This window comes from Candidatus Schekmanbacteria bacterium RIFCSPLOWO2_02_FULL_38_14 (assembly GCA_001790855.1).
In the GTDB taxonomy this organism is placed as follows: domain Bacteria; phylum Schekmanbacteria; class GWA2-38-11; order GWA2-38-11; family GWA2-38-11; genus 2-02-FULL-38-14-A.
In genome coordinates, this window is sequence record MGDH01000025.1 from 40626 (window position 1) to 57183 (window position 16558).

Annotated in this window: 18 protein-coding genes, 1 tRNA gene and 1 other annotated feature; of the genes, 3 read left to right on the forward strand and 16 right to left on the reverse strand. The window is 36.6% G+C overall.

All coding sequences use genetic code 11. The annotated features are described in order from the left end of the window. Positions 1-138 precede the first annotated feature (138 nt). From A3H37_06965 to A3H37_06975, 3 genes are all read right to left on the reverse strand, one after another. Complete coding sequence (locus A3H37_06965) at positions 139-921, reverse strand: hypothetical protein (GenBank protein OGL49411.1); 783 nt, start codon at positions 919-921, stop codon at positions 139-141. Positions 922-997: 76 nt separating this feature from the next. Further along, entirely contained in the window at positions 998-1282 is a 285-nt protein-coding gene (locus A3H37_06970; protein ID OGL49412.1) for an antitoxin, read from the reverse strand. Next, positions 1279-1557 carry a toxin gene (locus A3H37_06975; GenBank protein OGL49413.1) on the reverse strand — a complete coding sequence of 93 codons (279 nt, stop codon included), beginning with the start codon at positions 1555-1557 and terminating at the stop codon, positions 1279-1281. The genes A3H37_06970 and A3H37_06975 overlap by 4 nt, the downstream gene beginning before the upstream one ends. A 250-nt stretch (positions 1558-1807) precedes the next feature. Between A3H37_06975 and A3H37_06980 the strand changes: the two genes are divergently transcribed. Continuing rightward, complete coding sequence (locus A3H37_06980) at positions 1808-2182, forward strand: hypothetical protein (GenBank protein OGL49414.1); 375 nt, start codon at positions 1808-1810, stop codon at positions 2180-2182. A 28-nt stretch (positions 2183-2210) separates the two neighbouring features. Here the strand turns inward: A3H37_06980 and A3H37_06985 are convergent, their stop codons facing one another. From A3H37_06985 to A3H37_07025, 9 genes are all read right to left on the reverse strand, one after another. Beyond that, positions 2211-2609, reverse strand: coding sequence for a hypothetical protein (locus tag A3H37_06985; protein ID OGL49415.1), 399 nt, complete (start codon positions 2607-2609; stop codon positions 2211-2213). Between the two features lie 42 nt (positions 2610-2651). Further along, positions 2652-2891, reverse strand: coding sequence for a FeS-binding protein (locus tag A3H37_06990; protein OGL49416.1), 240 nt, complete (start codon positions 2889-2891; stop codon positions 2652-2654). Next, positions 2879-3178, reverse strand: a complete 300-nt coding sequence (locus tag A3H37_06995; GenBank protein OGL49417.1) for a molybdopterin synthase sulfur carrier subunit — start codon at positions 3176-3178, stop codon at positions 2879-2881. The genes A3H37_06990 and A3H37_06995 overlap by 13 nt, the downstream gene beginning before the upstream one ends. Before the next feature lie 48 nt (positions 3179-3226). Next, positions 3227-4462, reverse strand: a complete 1236-nt coding sequence (locus A3H37_07000) for a threonine synthase (GenBank protein ID OGL49429.1) — start codon at positions 4460-4462, stop codon at positions 3227-3229. A 67-nt stretch (positions 4463-4529) separates the two neighbouring features. Continuing rightward, positions 4530-4645 (reverse strand) — a binding site (SAM riboswitch class I). Between the two features lie 74 nt (positions 4646-4719). Then, complete coding sequence (locus A3H37_07005) at positions 4720-6408, reverse strand: hypothetical protein (protein OGL49418.1); 1689 nt, start codon at positions 6406-6408, stop codon at positions 4720-4722. 5 nt (positions 6409-6413) lie between these two features. After that, entirely contained in the window at positions 6414-7145 is a 732-nt protein-coding gene (locus A3H37_07010) for an ABC transporter (GenBank protein ID OGL49419.1), read from the reverse strand. Next, the gene (locus A3H37_07015) at positions 7142-7945 is read right to left on the reverse strand and encodes an adenylyltransferase (GenBank protein OGL49420.1); all 804 of its coding nucleotides are present in this window, start codon (positions 7943-7945) and stop codon (positions 7142-7144) included. The genes A3H37_07010 and A3H37_07015 overlap by 4 nt, the downstream gene beginning before the upstream one ends. 17 nt (positions 7946-7962) lie before the next feature. Beyond that, a complete protein-coding gene (locus tag A3H37_07020) occupies positions 7963-8271 on the reverse strand; it encodes a hypothetical protein (protein ID OGL49421.1) in 309 nt (102 codons plus the stop codon). A gap of 276 nt (positions 8272-8547) precedes the next feature. Next, positions 8548-9279 carry a hypothetical protein gene (locus tag A3H37_07025; GenBank protein ID OGL49422.1) on the reverse strand — a complete coding sequence of 244 codons (732 nt, stop codon included), beginning with the start codon at positions 9277-9279 and terminating at the stop codon, positions 8548-8550. A 370-nt stretch (positions 9280-9649) separates the two neighbouring features. On the opposite strand from A3H37_07025, the gene A3H37_07030 reads away from it, so the two are divergent. Continuing rightward, positions 9650-10246 carry a non-canonical purine NTP pyrophosphatase, RdgB/HAM1 family gene (locus A3H37_07030; protein ID OGL49423.1) on the forward strand — a complete coding sequence of 199 codons (597 nt, stop codon included), beginning with the start codon at positions 9650-9652 and terminating at the stop codon, positions 10244-10246. Between the two features lie 29 nt (positions 10247-10275). Here the strand turns inward: A3H37_07030 and A3H37_07035 are convergent, their stop codons facing one another. The 4 genes from A3H37_07035 to A3H37_07050 form a co-directional block, all read right to left on the reverse strand. Next, complete coding sequence (locus A3H37_07035; protein OGL49424.1) at positions 10276-12597, reverse strand: hypothetical protein; 2322 nt, start codon at positions 12595-12597, stop codon at positions 10276-10278. Between the two features lie 22 nt (positions 12598-12619). Beyond that, positions 12620-13576: a hypothetical protein gene (locus A3H37_07040; protein ID OGL49425.1), complete on the reverse strand. Its 957-nt coding sequence runs from the start codon at positions 13574-13576 to the stop codon at positions 12620-12622. Positions 13577-13657: 81 nt separating this feature from the next. Beyond that, positions 13658-15223 carry a hypothetical protein gene (locus A3H37_07045; GenBank protein ID OGL49426.1) on the reverse strand — a complete coding sequence of 522 codons (1566 nt, stop codon included), beginning with the start codon at positions 15221-15223 and terminating at the stop codon, positions 13658-13660. Between the two features lie 210 nt (positions 15224-15433). Beyond that, entirely contained in the window at positions 15434-16144 is a 711-nt protein-coding gene (locus tag A3H37_07050) for a hypothetical protein (GenBank protein OGL49427.1), read from the reverse strand. A 133-nt stretch (positions 16145-16277) separates the two neighbouring features. Here A3H37_07050 and A3H37_07055 point away from each other — a divergent pair. Further along, positions 16278-16349, forward strand: a tRNA-Gly gene (locus tag A3H37_07055). Positions 16350-16558: the final 209 nt, after the last annotated feature.

Here is a 16558-nt window from a genome sequence, read left to right on the forward strand (position 1 = left end):
AGTTGATGTTCCTGATATGTTTGTAGGTAAAAAAGGGAGAACTGTTTCAGTCAGGGTGATGACAAGGTACGGAAGAAGCAATATTAAAAAGTTTAAAGTATTAAGGGCACAGTGAATCGGTGAGTGATAAGTGTAATTTTAAAAATCCTTGATAAAAATTACAATATTTACATCCTTCTGTAAGTCTTCCAAGAATGCATCTATTTTACCGTAGGATACGATATCAATTAGAAAATATTCATTACTGTGCTTCTTGGATAAATCTAAATATGCATAGTTTACTTCTAATTGAAAATTATCATTAATAATAACCGGTTCATCACTAGAGCCTATATCAACTCTGTACAAGTTATTAAAGTCGTTACATATAATGACTGGGTAATCAAGTTTGAATTTAATAGATTCTCTATTTTTAGGAATAATTGATTCGCTTCCTCTGTAGTAAACCATTGAATTGAGACTTTGATTTAGAGCTTTATAAAATATCTCATTTTCTGTTTTTTGCTTTTTTTCATCAGCAAATAGTTTTGCAACGCTATCATCTCTTAGGTAATGATGATCCTTTGTGTATATATTGTTTTTTTGAAGCGGAGTGATTTTTAAAACTAAATGCTCGGCTTTTACTCGATCTTTATCGTGAAACCATAATACAATCTTTTGAGGGATATATTTACACTCAATAAATAATTTAACATTTACAGTGTCAGTACCAATTAACTTCCCATCCGATCTTTTTATATCAAACGCTTTTTCTGCAATTAAATCTATTTCTCTTGGTTTGTCAGAAACGTTATCATTATAATAAGGACTTATTAAGACAGTCCATCCTTTTTCTTTCAGGCGGTCTAAAACCGTACAGTGAAAGTTATTGCCACTGTTGGCTATTATCTCCTTAACTTGTTCAATATCTGTTTTCTTCATTTTCTTAATTGAGTAAACCTAACGATTGAACTCTCAGGTGCGGCGGTAGTTTCTCCACATCCTGCGGAGTGTTTTGTTAAGCTCTCTTTTTCTCTAATAAATATCCTGATACATATTTATGAATGATGCTGGATATCAGCGTCTGGTAAGGAATGCCCTCCTGAGCAGCGATAACCTGTACTTGATTCAAATCCTTTGACGACATTCTAATATTTATTCTCTTGTCTTTTTGCAGTGTATTCCTTGCATATTCCCGCAGCTTCTTAATCTCAGCCTTTGGATTTTTGATGGGTCTCCATTCTCCGCGCTCGTAAGACTCTAAAATATCTTTTTCTTCAGCGCCTAAAACCGTTTTTTTCATTTTTGTTCCCTCGCATATTTGTTTGTGGCTTTTCTGCTGGGGATAATGGTTTTTAAGAATATTTCATCACTTTCTTGAACATAAGGAACGAGGTAGGCATAATCATCAACCTTGACTGTTGCGATCTTTTGACCCAAATACTTATTTTGATTTGGGTGTTCAATTGTTTCAAGAACATCCTCACGTTCCATCAGAATAACGACTTGCTCAAAACTAATTCCTCGGTTTTCCTTTAACCATTCATTCTTCTCATTATCCCATCGAAAAACCTTCACATTATAAATTTACGACATTGTCTGCCTTTTGTCAATGCTTTTCATGGCAGAGTTTGTTAACATGAAGAAAGGGGAAGGTTGATGAATACTATCACTTATCAATTTTGGTTTCCGCGCGTTTTGGATAGCCTTAACAATAAGAATTAAATGGGACGGTTGTCCCCTTTAATTACCAGCCTGTTTATCCCTCTTATTCCAAAACTTAAAAAATATTGCTATTTTTCAGACATTGATGTAATAAAAATTTCTTATGAATTTAACAAAAGCAATTAAATTTTCTTTTCTAATTCTTATAAGTTTCTCCCTTTTTCTTTTTTCCGGTTGTTTTAATAGTGTCAGATACCTAAAGTCCGGAACATTTAAAAAACCTAATATATGGGAAAAGGTTATAATAAAGGAGTCAAAGCTAAGCCCTGACCAGAAAAAAATTTTCTCTGAAAACGGAAATCCTTCCTACATACTGATATTCCCTGAGGCAAGGTCAGATAATGAAAATAAGAAGCCTGTTTATGAGTGGGTGTATGAAAAAGAGGAAAAGTTTTTCTGGTTTGTGGACGGGAGCCTTGTGGACTACATAGCAGTTACACCTCCAAAGGAAAAACTTATTAGACCGCCGGGAATGTAAAAAGAAATTACAATAATCAAATCTGGATTTAAAAAACTTTAAATTTCTCTTCAGAAATTTCTCTGTTTACTATGCTAAAAATTCTGGCAACAGGATTCTTTTTATCAAGAAAAGAAACTATCAGATAAAGTTGCTCATTGTAAAATGCCTTTTCTATATCTTCCATTGATGGATAGGCTTCATTATTGGGGTGTGAATGATAAATAGCAAGCATTTCAATCTGTTCCCTTTCAATCTCTTTGAGCATATTCAATTGTTCAAAAGGGTCAGCCAAATAAGCGGTAGGGCTCTTTTTTGTATTTGTCAACCTGATTAATTTTTCAACCTTATTCCTCTTCCCTGCCAAAACCCCGCATCCCTCAAAGGGAAATTCTGACCTTAGATGTTCAATCATTTCTTCAAAAATCTTTTTTGGAATTTCAAGCATTTTTCAGGAAGGGCTCAGGGTTCAGGGTTTTGACTTTTGATTTTATTCAACAACGTCCCCTTCAATCGGGTCAACTCTGATGTCAAGTTTTTCCAGCCATTCAATTGCTCTTTCTATCTCATCCATCTCACCTGTCAGCTCAAAGTCAATCCATCCGCTCCTCTCCTCAATCAAAGCCCTGCGGATATTTGTTATTACTTTAAATTCGTGACAGAGGCGGTATATGACAGGCTCTTTTATTATATCCCCTGAAAACCTTAATTTGACTTTTAAGTTAGACATCTTATTCCCCTGCTGCCTCCTGCAATTGCCGGAACAATGGATACCTCATCACCGTCTTTAAGCTGGGTATCCTTCCCTTCCATAAAACGGATATCTTCATCATTAAGATATATGTTAATAAATCTTCTGATGTTTCCATCCTCCTCACACAGCCTCTGCTTTATTCCCTTGAAGTTTTTTTCAAGCTCCTCAATCAACTCACCTATGTTTTTCCCATCACATTCAACCAGAGATTTATCTCCTGTAAGTTTTCTTAAAGGAGTTGGAATCCTAACCTTAACACTCATAAATCCTCCTAAAAATTAACTTATAACTTATAACCTATGACCTATGACCTAACTTTCCAGCTTATTCAACTTCTCCTGAAAATCACTCAGATGCGGCTCTATTTTTAAAGGCGATGATAAAGAGTTTACAACCGCTTCCTGTGTCTTAAGACCATTACCTGTTATGTACGCAACTGTCATATCTCTCTTTTTTATCTTCCCCGCCTCTGCAAGTTTTTTAAGGGTTGCAACAGTTACACCTCCTGCTGTTTCTGCAAATATTCCCTCTGTTGCAGCAAGAAGCTTAATTCCCTCAACCGCCTCATCATCAGTTACTGTCTCAAAAACTCCCTTGCTCTCCTTTACCGCCTTAAGCGAATAGTACCCATCCGCAGGGTTGCCGATTGCAATGGATTTTGCAATTGTATTTGGTTTGACAGGTTTTATGAATTCAGTCCCTGCCTTAAATGCTGCAGCAACAGGAGAGCATCCATATGCCTGCGCTCCATTGACTACTGTATGAAGTTCTTTTATTATCCCGAGCATCTGAAATTCCTTGAATCCCTTCCATATCTTTGTAAGAAGAGAACCAGAAGCAACAGGAACAACAACCTGGTCAGGGGCTCTCCAGCCAAGCTGCTCTGCTGTTTCATAGGCAAGTGTTTTTGAGCCTTCAGCATAATATGGTCTTATATTTATATTTACAAATGCCCACCTGTACTCTCCTGCTATCTCACTGCATAACCGGTTTACATCATCATAGTTCCCGTTAACCGCAACAAGAGTTGGATTGTAGACCAAGCTTCCAAGTACTTTTCCTGCTTCCAAATCTCCCGGGATAAAAACATAGCATTTAAGCCCTGCCTCAGCAGCATGCGCAGCGACAGAATTCGCAAGATTTCCGGTTGAAGCGCAGGCAACTGTATCAAAACCAAACTCCTTAGCTTTTGTCAGAGCTATTGCAACCACTCTGTCCTTGAATGAAAGGGTCGGATGGTTTACTGTATCATTCTTTAAATAGAGTTCATCAAGCCCGAGTTTATTCCCAAGGTTTTTTGCCTTTACCATCGGGGTAAATCCGGCGTTGGAACCAACCAGAGCATCTCCCTTGACTGGCAATAGGTCTATGTATCTCCACAGGCTCTTTGGACCCTTTTCAATTTCTTTTCTCGTTAATTTCTTCTTTATATTCTCATAATTATAATTTACCTCTAATGGTCCGAAACAGAATTCGCACACGTGGATTGGGTCTGCAGGATATTCACTGCCGCATTCCCTGCATATCAATCCCTTTACCTTATCCATTTTTACTCCTTCATAAACCAAAAAAAAACCTCTTCAGGGTATGAAGAGGATTTTTAAATAAAAACTCCTCTTATCTTCTCCCGAATTCTTCTCGGGATCGGAATTAGCACCAGCATCCTGTTTTTTTCAGGACCGGTTGCTGTGGCTTCAGCGGGCCGCTCCCTCAGCCACTCTTGATAAGATCTATGCTAAAATCTTAGTCTCTATATTCTATTAAAAAACAAATAATTGTCAATACAAAAATATTGTAAATTCTTCTATATTTCAATTTTCTCCAAACGCTTCATCCCAGCCCTGAGTGGAAAATACGCAGTTATTATGCTCAGAATAACAATACCAAGGTACGAAAAATAAACCCACATACCTCCTACATTTCTGTAAAAAACCTTGTAATTAAAGTATGAATATACAGGACCTGCCTCAAGAACAATTGTCAAACCAACATATACCAGGCTTATTATCATAAACAGGATTCCGCCTGTACTTGCTGAAACCTGTGCAGGGTCTTCAAACCTGAACTTTGGATATATTGCGCTAAAACCAACACCCAATCCAACAATTGCCAGAGTTATGAAAAACATCGTAACTACTGAAAGAAGCATCATGTAACTGTCAACCTCAAGGATAAGGTTGGATATCACAATAAGACTCTCTGATATGAGCAATAAAGGGACAAAAAATATAAAAAATTTCCCCCATATGTAGCTTTTGTAATCAACAGGACCTGAAATAAGTATCCACATTGATTGTCCCTCAAGGCTTATTGCAGGATATACAAAGCGAACAGCAAGGGCAGAAAGCACAAACCCTGCAAGCCCGAGATTCATGAAGGAAACAAGGTTTTTCAAAAAAAATGTATCAAGAGGCAGGTTGTAAATATTAAAAAAATAAATTACTACCAGTCCAAGAAGCATGAAAATCTGAGACCATTTGGTTGGGTCCCTTAAAAACAATTTAATATCTTTTTCAAGAAAGTTCCCCCGTATTGAATTATTTTTTCTGAGAACTTTTTCTTTTATTCCATTCTGTTTTAACCCATCAGGCAACAGCCTGAAGCTGTTTGATTCCCTGGATCTTATCACTCCATGAAAATAGATTTTTGATGCTATGAAAACCACAACAGCAAATGTAATGATACTGGTGGCGTAAAAAAGCCATAGCATTTTATATGTTCCTATATACCTTCCATCAAGAGAGTACCTGATTGCCTCAGTTGCCCATGTGCTTGGAAGAAACCAGTAGTCCGGAACCTCAAGGCTTTTTAAAAACGAAACTATCATGTCATCTGTAACTTTCCTCCCCAAAAGTTTTTCAGGCTCAGAAAATCTTATTAAAAATATAAGCCCTATGGCAAATATCCCCCCAAGAAATGTCATAATCTGGTAAGTCTTCCTGACAGGGAAAAGACGGACGAGAAACATTGTAATCAGAATTCCTGCGTTTGCTGAAAGCATTGCAAACGGGATAAAAAGAAAAAGAAGGATAAAATAAAATTTTAATTCCATTCCATATATTCTTCCAAGCGCAAGAAATATCGGGAAGCCGAACATTGCTATCATCCAAGAACTGTTAAAAAGAGTCTGAATGAACTTAAAAATGAAAGCTGAATAGCTTGGAACCGGCAAGTTCATAAGAAGTTCCAGATCTGATGAAATATATAATGTAGACAGTGAAGCGATAATATTGGAGAAGAAAAGCATTGAGAGAAAAGTAATGAAAATTACTCTCAGCAGTTGTAAGATAAGAATACTTCCTATTGTATCTTCAAGAGAAAAAATATATTTTATAACTCTGTAAAAAAAGAAATAATCAAGTACAAGAAACAGAAATGCAACAATGAGCAGAAAAGAAAATTTAAAAACCCCTTCTTTTGAAAGGGTTTTAAGGTTATTTTTTATTGATAATATCTTAATATATAAGAGAGGGATTAAATTTAAACGAGTCATACAATTTAACTTGTGACAGTGTCTGTAAGCTCCAGAAAAATCTCTTCAAGCCTGCCATCTTTCTGGTTTGATTTTTCCCACAGCTCTTTAATTGTTCCGCCAGCTACCAATTCTCCTTTAGCTATGATTCCTATTCTGTCGCACAGCTTCTCTGCTTCCTCCATTATATGAGTTGACATGAATATGGTTGTTCCATTTCTGCTAAGCCCTCTGAACAATTCCCTGACTATTTTTGCCCCCTGAGGGTCAAGACCAACCATCGGTTCATCAACAACAAGGACCCTTGGTTCGTGGATTAATGCCATGCTTATTGCCAGTTTCTGTTTCATTCCATGGGAATAACTCTCAATAAGCTCATTTCCGTACTGAGACAACCCAAACATCTCAAAAAACCCCTCAGATTTTTTTTCAATATTAACATTATTCATCTTATATATAACTCCGACAAGCCGCAGCATTTCCCTTCCTGTTAATTTTTCATACAGATATGGATTATCAGGAATATATCCAACAATGCTTTTTGTCTTTAATGGTTCTCTGACGACATCAAAACCACCTATTGTAACTCTGCCATCTGATGGCTTTGCAAGCCCTGTTAATATCTTAATTGTTGTTGTTTTGCCTGCACCGTTAGGACCTAAAAACCCTAAAAACTCCCCTTTTGAAATATTAAGGGTGATTTTCTTTAAGGCTTGAAAATTTCCATAATACTTTGTGAGACAGTCAAGGCTAATCAATCCTCTCGCCTTTCACAAACCAATTCATAGTCCTCAAGTGCGGTGATTGTTGGGTTTTCACCGCATACAGGGCAGGATTTATTGGGATGGATTTTAATCTTTCTCAATGTCATTCCAATAGTTTCAACTATCATTATTCCGTCAATTAACTTTCCTATTCCAAGCAACATCTTTATAACCTCAGTAGCCTGAATCATACCCACTAATCCTCCAACAGCGCCGATTACGCCGGCTTCACGGCATGAAGGTATAGAACCGGGTTCAGGCGGTTTCTCAAATACACAGCGGTAGCAGGCAGATTTTCCGGGGACAACGGTGAGAATCTGTCCCATAAAACGCAATATGCCTGCAATGCTCAAAGGTTTTTTTTTCATAACACAGGCATCATTTATCAAAAATTTAGTAGGGAAATTGTCGCTCCCATCAACTACGATATCATACTCATCAATAATATCAATAATATTTTTTGAATCTATTCTGATATTTAAAGGAACTACTTCAATATCAGGATTAATCCCTTTTAAAGTATCCAACGCCGAATCAACTTTCTTTCTGTTAATATTTTCAGTTTTATGTAAAATCTGCCTCTGAAGATTGCTGAGGTCAACAACATCACTGTCTGCAATTCCAATCTTTCCAACGCCTGCTGCTGCAAGATACATTGAAGATGGCGAACCGAGCCCTCCGGCACCTATTATAAGCACCTTCGAATTAAGGAGCTTTTTCTGTCCTTTGCCTCCGATTTCAGGAAGGATAATTTGTCTGCTGTAACGCTCTATCTGTTCTTCACTAAAATCCATAAAATTTCATTTTTTCTTTACTGTAAATACCCTATATCTCCGGGGGGTTTCGTGGGAACTTTAATCTCTCCAAAATTATTTTCATACTTTGTGATATTCTCTTGTAAAGCCATCAGAAACCTCTTTGCATGACCAGGGCTTGTTATAATCCGGGATTGTAATTTTCCAAACGGAGGGTCAGGGTTAATATAAATGAAGTCTATTGTAAATTCATCTTCTGTATGAGCTATCTTCGCAAAGTTTGAATAAACCCCCTGAGAAATATGCTCATCACAGCGAATATTTATCTGGACGGGTCCTCCATCCTTAGTTTTTGAATTCCCCATTTATCAGACTCCTTTTCAGTATAATTATTTTCTTAAGAAGTGGTTAAACCGTGCATTTGAAATAAATTATCAACTCTCTCAAAGCAAAAGTCAATTTAAAAGCTGCAGAATATTTTTGAAATAATCTGGTGATTTTATTTCTGCAAATCTAAAAGATTGTCATTAACTTAATCCATTGTCATTGCGAGCAAAGCGAAGCAATCTAACCTTTTCACAGGTTGCTAAAATTTCTTTTATCTGAATTCAGGGATTTTTAAAAAAGAAAATTGGCAAGAACTATTTTTTTCGGATGGAAACAAGCGCTTTTACTGCTTGAAGCTTTTTCTTAAAAGTTTCTTTTCTGTAAATAATTAGAGCTAAAATCCCCAACGCCATAAGATACAGAGTTGATGGTTCAGGAACAGCCATTGCCTCAGCAACATATTCAGCATCGTGAGATGGAGGAACAAAATCTGAATGGGTTTTAATAGTGGTAGAAGTCTTTTTCCCTGTCGCTACATCATAAAATCCGTAGGCATCAAAATGGACCCAATCAAAACCTGCTACAACTATATCAAATGTTAAAGTTTGTGGAAGAGAAACTAAACCTCCATTGTTAATCTCTTCTAAAGCAAACCATGTAGGAAAAATATCATGAGATGGATATTGTGATGTTCCTACATCGGCTTCATCGAATAGGGGAGTGCCCCAGCTATAAGCTGATGAAGAAATTGTAGTAGCGCCACCATCAACAGAAACAGTACCATTATTCATTGATGATTCGCTTCCAGGTACAGCAATAACCAGATTAAGGCCATAAAGCGCATTTTCATTTGGTCCGGCAGTTAATATTAATTTCAAAGTAAATTCTGAACTACTGGTTACCCACGTCTCTGTTACATTATCATAATACCCGCCTTCTATCTCCAAAGATACAGTTGGGGTAGCAGAAGCCACACTTCCGGCAAGCAAATATACTATTATTGCCAATATTAAATAATTAAATACATTTTTATACACTTTATTCATATACACCATCCCACCAGTATATTATGCAAAATTTGTGCCATTTTATTTATAAAGCTATCCATAATCCGGAGTTCCCTTAAAACTATCTGTTTTTTCGGCAAATAATTACTTCATATTAAATTAAAATAAAATCTGATAGCCTGCTTGTCAACACAATTTGTTCCAATTTGCATAAAAAAATGTCCAAAAAATGAACAAAAGATTACTATTCTTTTTTTAAAGCTCATTTCTATCTTTTTTTCAATAAGTTATACCATATTGCTTCTGTTCAAAAAACCGACATCTTGTTCTCTTCTCTTGACTCAGAAATAAAATTGTTTTATCTGATTTCAAGAAACAGCTTATAAAAATCTTACTATTATATGAAAATATGTATATTATAATAGCTACTAATAATCAAGGGAAAGCAAAAGAAATAAAAAAGTTTTATAAAAATCTTGGAATAAATTTTCTCTCCCTGAAAGACTTTCCGGAAATAAAAAAAATTCCAGAACAATTTAAAACATATAAAGAAAATGCACTCAAGAAAGCCAGAACAATTTCTGAATTGACAGAAACAATTGCTTTGGCTGATGATTCAGGAATTGAGATAGATGCTCTTGATGGAAAACCAGGGGTTCATTCTGCAAGATTTGGTGGCAAAAAAATTTCAGATAAAGAAAGAAATCAGAAAATCCTTAAGCTTTTAAAAAATATTCCTGTAAGTTCAAGAAAAGCAAAATTTATCTGTGTTATTGCAGTAGCAATGCCCGACAGAAAATTTTATATTGTAAAAAGTATTTGCAGAGGAGTTATAACAAAAGAGTTAAAAGGAAAATCCGGCTTTGGCTATGACCCGATATTTCTTATCCCAAAATATAACAAAACCTTTGCAGAAATGGATGTTAACCTAAAAAACAAAATCAGCCACAGGGGAAAGGCATTAAAGAAGGCTGAAAAGATTTTAAGAATGCTGTCTGAAAGATGACAGAAACTTACGCAAGAATTAAAATCAACCTAATCTAATGGTATCTCTTCAACACTCAACTTATCAATAAACCATCCCCTGAATCCGTTATACATACTATCAACAGTATCAAATCTAAAACGCAGCATAACATACTGGCCAACGTATTCTGAAAGATTTGCTTCATAAAAAGTCCATACAGGGGCTTTAAAAAATCCTGCAGAAGTATAGGGTTTATCATTTCTGTTTTCAACCACAGGGTCAGAATAGGGATTCAATTTAATTAATTCAGCAAATGTTTCCCCTCCATCTGTTAAAATTTCAACTGTCATCAAATCAAATCCTGTATCATTGGGATTAGCCCCCTCTATTTCCCACCACGACCAGAACCTCAAAACAGGATTTATTGCACTTGCAAGGTCTATTTCAGGCGATGTCAAAGTACCTGAATGTGGTATAGTTGATGTTCCTCCTGATTTTATTGAATCAGTGTCATCCTGTACACCTAAATAACTCCCAACAATATCCCTTCCAAACCAGTATAAATATTGTCCGCTAAAAGCATTAGGAATCGCTCCATTAGAAGTATCATTAGGAGACAATGTTACGAACTCCGGAATAAGGGTATTTACTATTCCTGAGCCATTTTGCACCCTATGCCAAAAAACTCCTAAATCAGGATAAGCAACCCATCCTGTGTCTTCTTCAAAATCATCTTCAAAGTACGTGGTGAAAGTTGAAGCTGAACTTAAAATAAAATCTACATTAGCTGTATTTTTATTTTCCGCAACAACAGGTAAAATTTCAGAAATTCCATATCCTTTTTTTACTGCCTTCGCAGTATAGCTTGTTATCTGAGCGCCATTTGTATCTTTCAATGGAATTGAGTCGATTGTGTAAGATCCGTCACTGTTTGTAATTGTTGATGCAAAAACTCCGTTTGTCTGTAACCCTCCACTTATCTGAACTGTTGCTCCCTCAATTGGATTTCCGCCACTATCAGTAACTCTGCCTGAGATACTGCCAACAGAGATTGTCAGTGTTGTTGGAGAAATGGCTGCATTAAGCAGAACTGAGTCATTAGAAACAACTACATTATCTGAGGCAAAGGGGTCATATTGCAGTTTCTGGATAATGACATTATAATTTCCTGCAGGGACTGCAATGCTATATCCACCATCTGTATCTGTCAATGTATCTCCGACTCCTTCTACACCTACTGTGGCGTCAGATATTGACTGCTGTGTCTGAACGTCAGTTACTTTTCCATAAATCAAAAAGGTTGCAACTGTTGTAGTCGTTGTGCTTGTCGTTGTAGTTGTAGTAGTCGAAGTTGTTGTGGTAGTAGTCGTGGTCGTTGTGGTAGTCGGAATGGGAATTATAATTATTGAGGCAGTTGCAGATTTAGTCGGGTCTGCATCGCTTGTTGCCTTAATGGTAACAGTTTTTGTTTCTAAGGTGTTTGGTGCCTTATATTTCCCACTGCTGCTGTTAATTATTCCTTTAGAATCATCATCTCCAACAATTGACCATGTTACAGATGTGATAAAAGCCCCTGTAACTGTTGCTGTAAAATCCTTTGACTCCCCTGCGTTCATTTCTGCTGAATCAGGAGTAACAGAAACCTCAACATCCCCTCCGACAACCGTCATATAGATTACCGCTGGTTCAGAATTATCCCCGGGAGCTGTTGCTTTTACATCTTCTTGTACTCCACGATACACCACATTACCCGATGAATCCAACCCCTCAAGGGTTACAGTATAACTTCCTTCAAGCGTGACATTTCCAAACTCCAAGACCCTGTCATTAACATCAACCGTTACAGGACCATAACTCTCATCTGTTAAATTGTTTACTGCCGTCCCTCTAACGTTTCTCACTTCTTCAGGAATCCCGCTTTCGCTCTGAAAAACCCCAATCTTATTTCTATTGACCCATTTTGCTTTAAGAGCAAGTTTCCCTTTCTTAAGCTTTTTATAGACAAATACTGAAGCAAAATCAGCGCTCCCATTTTCTCCTTTAACAGAAACTTTTACAGGATTAACAGAGGGAACTCTTTTTGGAGCATAATAAACACCATTTTTATCAATATTCCCATATGTATCATTCCCGCCTTGAATCCCATTCACGCTCCATGTCAACCCATTTATAGCCCTGACAAACTTTCCATCTTTTTTCTCTTTCACATAAAACTTTTTCTTTTTCCCAACCTTAATTGAAGTCTTATCAGGGTTTATCCGGAATGAAATGTTTTTTGAACTGTCTCTAAGAGATTTGTCCGCATCAGCATATATCTTTGTGCTAAAAATACTCAGCAGTATTCCTGCAACAGCTATAAAAGACAGAAAAGAAGAGAAAGTTTTTTTCATTTTTATTCCTTAAAATTTCTGGTTAAAACTTTATTATAATTTTCCCTTTTGGCTTTTGAACTTCAGGTGGTGTTGATTCCCCTTTGTTTTCTCCTTCAGCAGGAGTACTTATAATTTCCTGTCCCTTGGTATCTCCGGTATCACCTGTTATACCTCCTATATCTCCAGGAGTTCCTCCTCCTGTATCCCCTCCAACAGTACCAGTATCGATAGTTCCAGTAAACTCGTCTGTTCCGCCACCTGTATCACCACCTGTGCCACCGCCACCTGTGTCACCGCCACCTGTGCCACCGCCACCTGTGTCACCGCCTGTTCCTCCACCACCTGTACCACCTGAAATATTAGTATCCTGAAAAAGTTGTTTAATATCTTCTACAGTTGCAGGTGTTGGCTGGCTTGGAGGAGCACCTGCCTCAACTAAAGTGGAAAAATTTTCTGATACTGTTACTGTCACTCCGGGTATCTGAAGGTTTTCAACCACAACCTCTTTGCCGGGTTCAACATCAACAACAAAAACCTGCGTTGATGTTTCAGATTTAACCCAGACGAAAAACTCTGTGCCTCTGACAGCAGCCAAAGCCGTAGGAGTTTTGACCTCAAACCTCGATTCCTCACCGCTTACTTTTCCAACAAGGACCCTGACTTTACCGCTAAAAACATTGTACAGCGAAACCCTTTTCTTCCCGGGCTCATAATTCTGCTCTGTAATCTCCATCTTTGAGTTTTCACCAATGTTCATAAGGCTTTCATCAAGAAAGAGTATCTTTGCCTTTGATTTATCCTTTGTCTCTATGGTATCTTTTTCATATACCTTGCCCCTTAGAAGAATCTCCTTCCACTCATTCTCTCCTTCATGCAGAACAAACACCTTCCCCTGTTTTGAGATAACAGTCCCGGCAACCTTTGCAGCGTAAGAAAGCGGTGACACTGCCACCAAGAATAAAACCAGCATTATCGCAATTTTTGTTTTAGTTCTCATTCTTATTCTCCTATCAAATCTAATTACAGTAATCTGTGTAATCTCTTTTAAATCGCTGTAATCATAGGCAAAGATTTTTGCCTAAAACCTTGCAGTAAAATTAAAAGAGGTAACTTCTCTATCATAATTGTAGAAAGCAAGCGTTGAATCATTTACAATTCTGTTAAATCTTATTGAAAGAGTATAATATTTTCCCAAGTCTTTTGCAACCTCAACAGACCAGTCATACTCCTGATCCTTCCTTCTGTCACCAAAAATTGAATTAAAATGGTTATAATCTTTTTTATCCCAGTTAAAACCAAGAAGAACTTTTGTGTCAAAAATCATCGGAATCTGTATATCTGTACCGAGACTGTTGCCAACATAGTCCCAGTCCCTGCCTCTTGTTTCTTCTCTTTCTGTTACATAGTTTAATTTAATATATCCCTTATTGCTCATAAAAAAGTAATACTGGTTTAGCCCAAAGGCATAATTTCTACCTCTTCTGTCAGAAGGTGTGTGATGTGGGTCCTGAAGATAATCCTTATCCTGAATACGATAAAACGCCTGCAATAAAGCTGACTTTGACAGGACCAAATTAATGCTTGGGAAAAAGGTGTGAGACTCCAAATACCTTGCTTCGTCAAGCTCAAAATAATCAAAAATATAAGAAAAGTTTATTCTTAATGGCCCTGCTATTCTGTAAGAAACAGTAGGAGCAATCTGGTTTCCGGTAATGTTATAAGCCCTGAGCCTTCTGTGCACTGACTGATAAAGACTATACCTTCCGGAAAATGTGAAATCTTTTGTATCAACAAGTTTATATTCCCCGCTAAGATTAAAGGTTGCACGCCAATCACCTTTATCTTTAATTTTACCAAGGGTTATTCCTTTTTTTGCTTCATCTCTTGCCTTGTCTAATGAAGACGGCTTTAAGGTCACATTATCATCATACTGCCAACTTATAGATGCATTCACACTCCATCGTTTTTTCGCATTAATCCGTTTTGTAATGGCATCAACAAATTTTTTAGCTGATTCTCCAATATCTGAGCCTGCACCCAGTTTTTCGGCTTCTGCAAACTCCTTCAGGGCTTTCTCATTTTCTTCAACCCTTGAATATGAAACTCCAAGATAATAATGGATGGAAAGTTTGTATTCAGGAACCAATTCAAGGGCTTTTTGTAGATAGGTTATTGCATCGTTCCATTTGTCCAAACGGAAAAGAGATAATGCCTTATAGTAATAACCCTCACCTCTTTCAGGTTCTTTTTCAATTGTAATATCAAACTCATTCAAAGCCTTCTCAAACTCTCCTGTATTAAAATAAGCAACCCCTGATTCATAATTAATACCTTTAATCTGCGGGTTGATTTTCAATGCCTTTTCAAGAGGCTCTACTGACTCATCAAAACTTTTTAATCTGTTATATGTTTTCCCAAGCTGGAAAAGAATGTTTGGGTTTTCAGAATCTATCTGTAATGCTTTTTCAAATTCTATTGCCGCCTCGTCAAACCTGCCTTCATCAAAGGCAAGCAGTCCTTTTGAAAAATAAAGTTCAGAATCATTAGCGCTGTTTGCATTTGATAAAAAAATAACCAGGAAAGAAAATGAGAGCAAAACAATTAATGTAACCTTTAAATTCTCTATTTTCCCTCTTAATTTCATCATTGACCTCCAGCTAAAATATTTATACCAAATTGGAATTAAAGATTTTTGAATTAAAGCGCTGAACTTATTATCTTTTATTATCCTCAGGCAAGAGATAGTGTCAAGCTTTTTGTTGAGGGTTTCAGGCTTATTTGATTGCAGAGCTTAAAACTAAATTACAGTGAATTAGTATTGCTAACTCAGGTAATATTCCTAAAATCTGTTTAATCAGAAGGGAAAATTCTCAAAGGATTTCTTCGCCCATTCCTCTCCAAACAATGCCTTCATGGGACCAAATCCCGGGTCTTTTTCTTTATAAGTCTTTCTAAAAGTGTTTTTAAATTTAATCATATCTTCTTTCACAGCAGGAGATAAAATCTTCTTCGCCTCTTTAACTGTATTAACAAAAAATTCTAGATAGTTTTTGAAAATTGATTCAATTTTTTCCTCATATTCCTTTGAATACCTTAAATATACTCCTGCCCCTGATTCATATTCCTTTGCCCAGTCAACCATTGTTTGTTTTGCGCCTTCAACAAAAGGAATTTTCAAAGACTCCTCATGGAAACTTTTAAGAGGCTCAATGTACTTCCTCATATAATCAGGATTTCTTGCCAGAGGATGCATATCAAAAATAAAGAAAATATATTTTCTGGCTTCGCTGTTGTCATAGCTAAAAATCGGAAATTCATAGTCATCATTGGGGGCTATCACACATGTGCGGATATAGATGCGGTCTTCAGCGTTTATCTCAGAGAACTTCACCTTGAAAAGTTTATCAGTGTGATATTCGCAATGTTTTGCCTCAGTAACTTTACCCTCTTTTTCAACTTTCTTGTATTTCAGGTCATCAGGAAGCGGGTCTTCTATGAGATTAAAATTTTTTTCAAGATATGATTTTGTTATTTCATTAAGTCTTAATTTTGCTTCTAATGGCATGATATTACCTCTCTTTTAAATTATATACATATTAACATATCTGGCTTAAAGTAAAGTTTAATTTTGTAAATAAACTGTAAAAAAAAATACTCTTGACTTTTGCCCGCAATTGAAGGAAAAATTCATTCAAAATGCGGGCGTAATTCAGCGGTAGAATGCAAGCTTCCCAAGCTTGACGTCGTGGGTTCGATCCCCATCGCCCGCTTCTGATTAGTGAATAGTAGTCAGTGAACAGTCGTTAGCCAAGAATTAATTTGAAGCTTTTATATATCCGCTCGCTGAGCATTTTCAAATGAGATAGGATTCTACTTCTTCTCTTTCAAGCGGTTTAACAGATATCTCCATTTTCCCTTCTTCTAAATTTTTTTCCCAAAAAACTATTTTGATTTTATCTCCGTTACTACTATCACAGTA

Excerpts from the sequence above, each read along its gene's own strand:
- A3H37_07025 (OGL49422.1), bottom strand. The coding sequence starts at position 9,279 with ATGAATAAAGTGTATAAAAATGTATTTAATTATTTAATATTGGCAATA.
- A3H37_07045 (OGL49426.1), bottom strand. The coding sequence starts at position 15,223 with ATGAAATTAAGAGGGAAAATAGAGAATTTAAAGGTTACATTAATTGTT.
- A3H37_07035 (OGL49424.1), bottom strand. The coding sequence starts at position 12,597 with ATGAAAAAAACTTTCTCTTCTTTTCTGTCTTTTATAGCTGTTGCAGGA.
- A3H37_06965 (OGL49411.1), bottom strand. The coding sequence starts at position 921 with ATGAAGAAAACAGATATTGAACAAGTTAAGGAGATAATAGCCAACAGT.
- A3H37_07020 (OGL49421.1), bottom strand. The coding sequence starts at position 8,271 with ATGGGGAATTCAAAAACTAAGGATGGAGGACCCGTCCAGATAAATATT.
- A3H37_06995 (OGL49417.1), bottom strand. The coding sequence starts at position 3,178 with ATGAGTGTTAAGGTTAGGATTCCAACTCCTTTAAGAAAACTTACAGGA.
- A3H37_06970 (OGL49412.1), bottom strand. The coding sequence starts at position 1,282 with ATGAAAAAAACGGTTTTAGGCGCTGAAGAAAAAGATATTTTAGAGTCT.
- A3H37_06980 (OGL49414.1), top strand. The coding sequence starts at position 1,808 with ATGAATTTAACAAAAGCAATTAAATTTTCTTTTCTAATTCTTATAAGT.
- A3H37_07050 (OGL49427.1), bottom strand. The coding sequence starts at position 16,144 with ATGCCATTAGAAGCAAAATTAAGACTTAATGAAATAACAAAATCATAT.
- A3H37_07015 (OGL49420.1), bottom strand. The coding sequence starts at position 7,945 with ATGGATTTTAGTGAAGAACAGATAGAGCGTTACAGCAGACAAATTATC.
- A3H37_07000 (OGL49429.1), bottom strand. The coding sequence starts at position 4,462 with ATGGATAAGGTAAAGGGATTGATATGCAGGGAATGCGGCAGTGAATAT.
- A3H37_07005 (OGL49418.1), bottom strand. The coding sequence starts at position 6,408 with ATGACTCGTTTAAATTTAATCCCTCTCTTATATATTAAGATATTATCA.
- A3H37_06990 (OGL49416.1), bottom strand. The coding sequence starts at position 2,891 with ATGTCTAACTTAAAAGTCAAATTAAGGTTTTCAGGGGATATAATAAAA.
- A3H37_06985 (OGL49415.1), bottom strand. The coding sequence starts at position 2,609 with ATGCTTGAAATTCCAAAAAAGATTTTTGAAGAAATGATTGAACATCTA.
- A3H37_07030 (OGL49423.1), top strand. The coding sequence starts at position 9,650 with ATGTATATTATAATAGCTACTAATAATCAAGGGAAAGCAAAAGAAATA.
- A3H37_07040 (OGL49425.1), bottom strand. The coding sequence starts at position 13,576 with ATGAGAACTAAAACAAAAATTGCGATAATGCTGGTTTTATTCTTGGTG.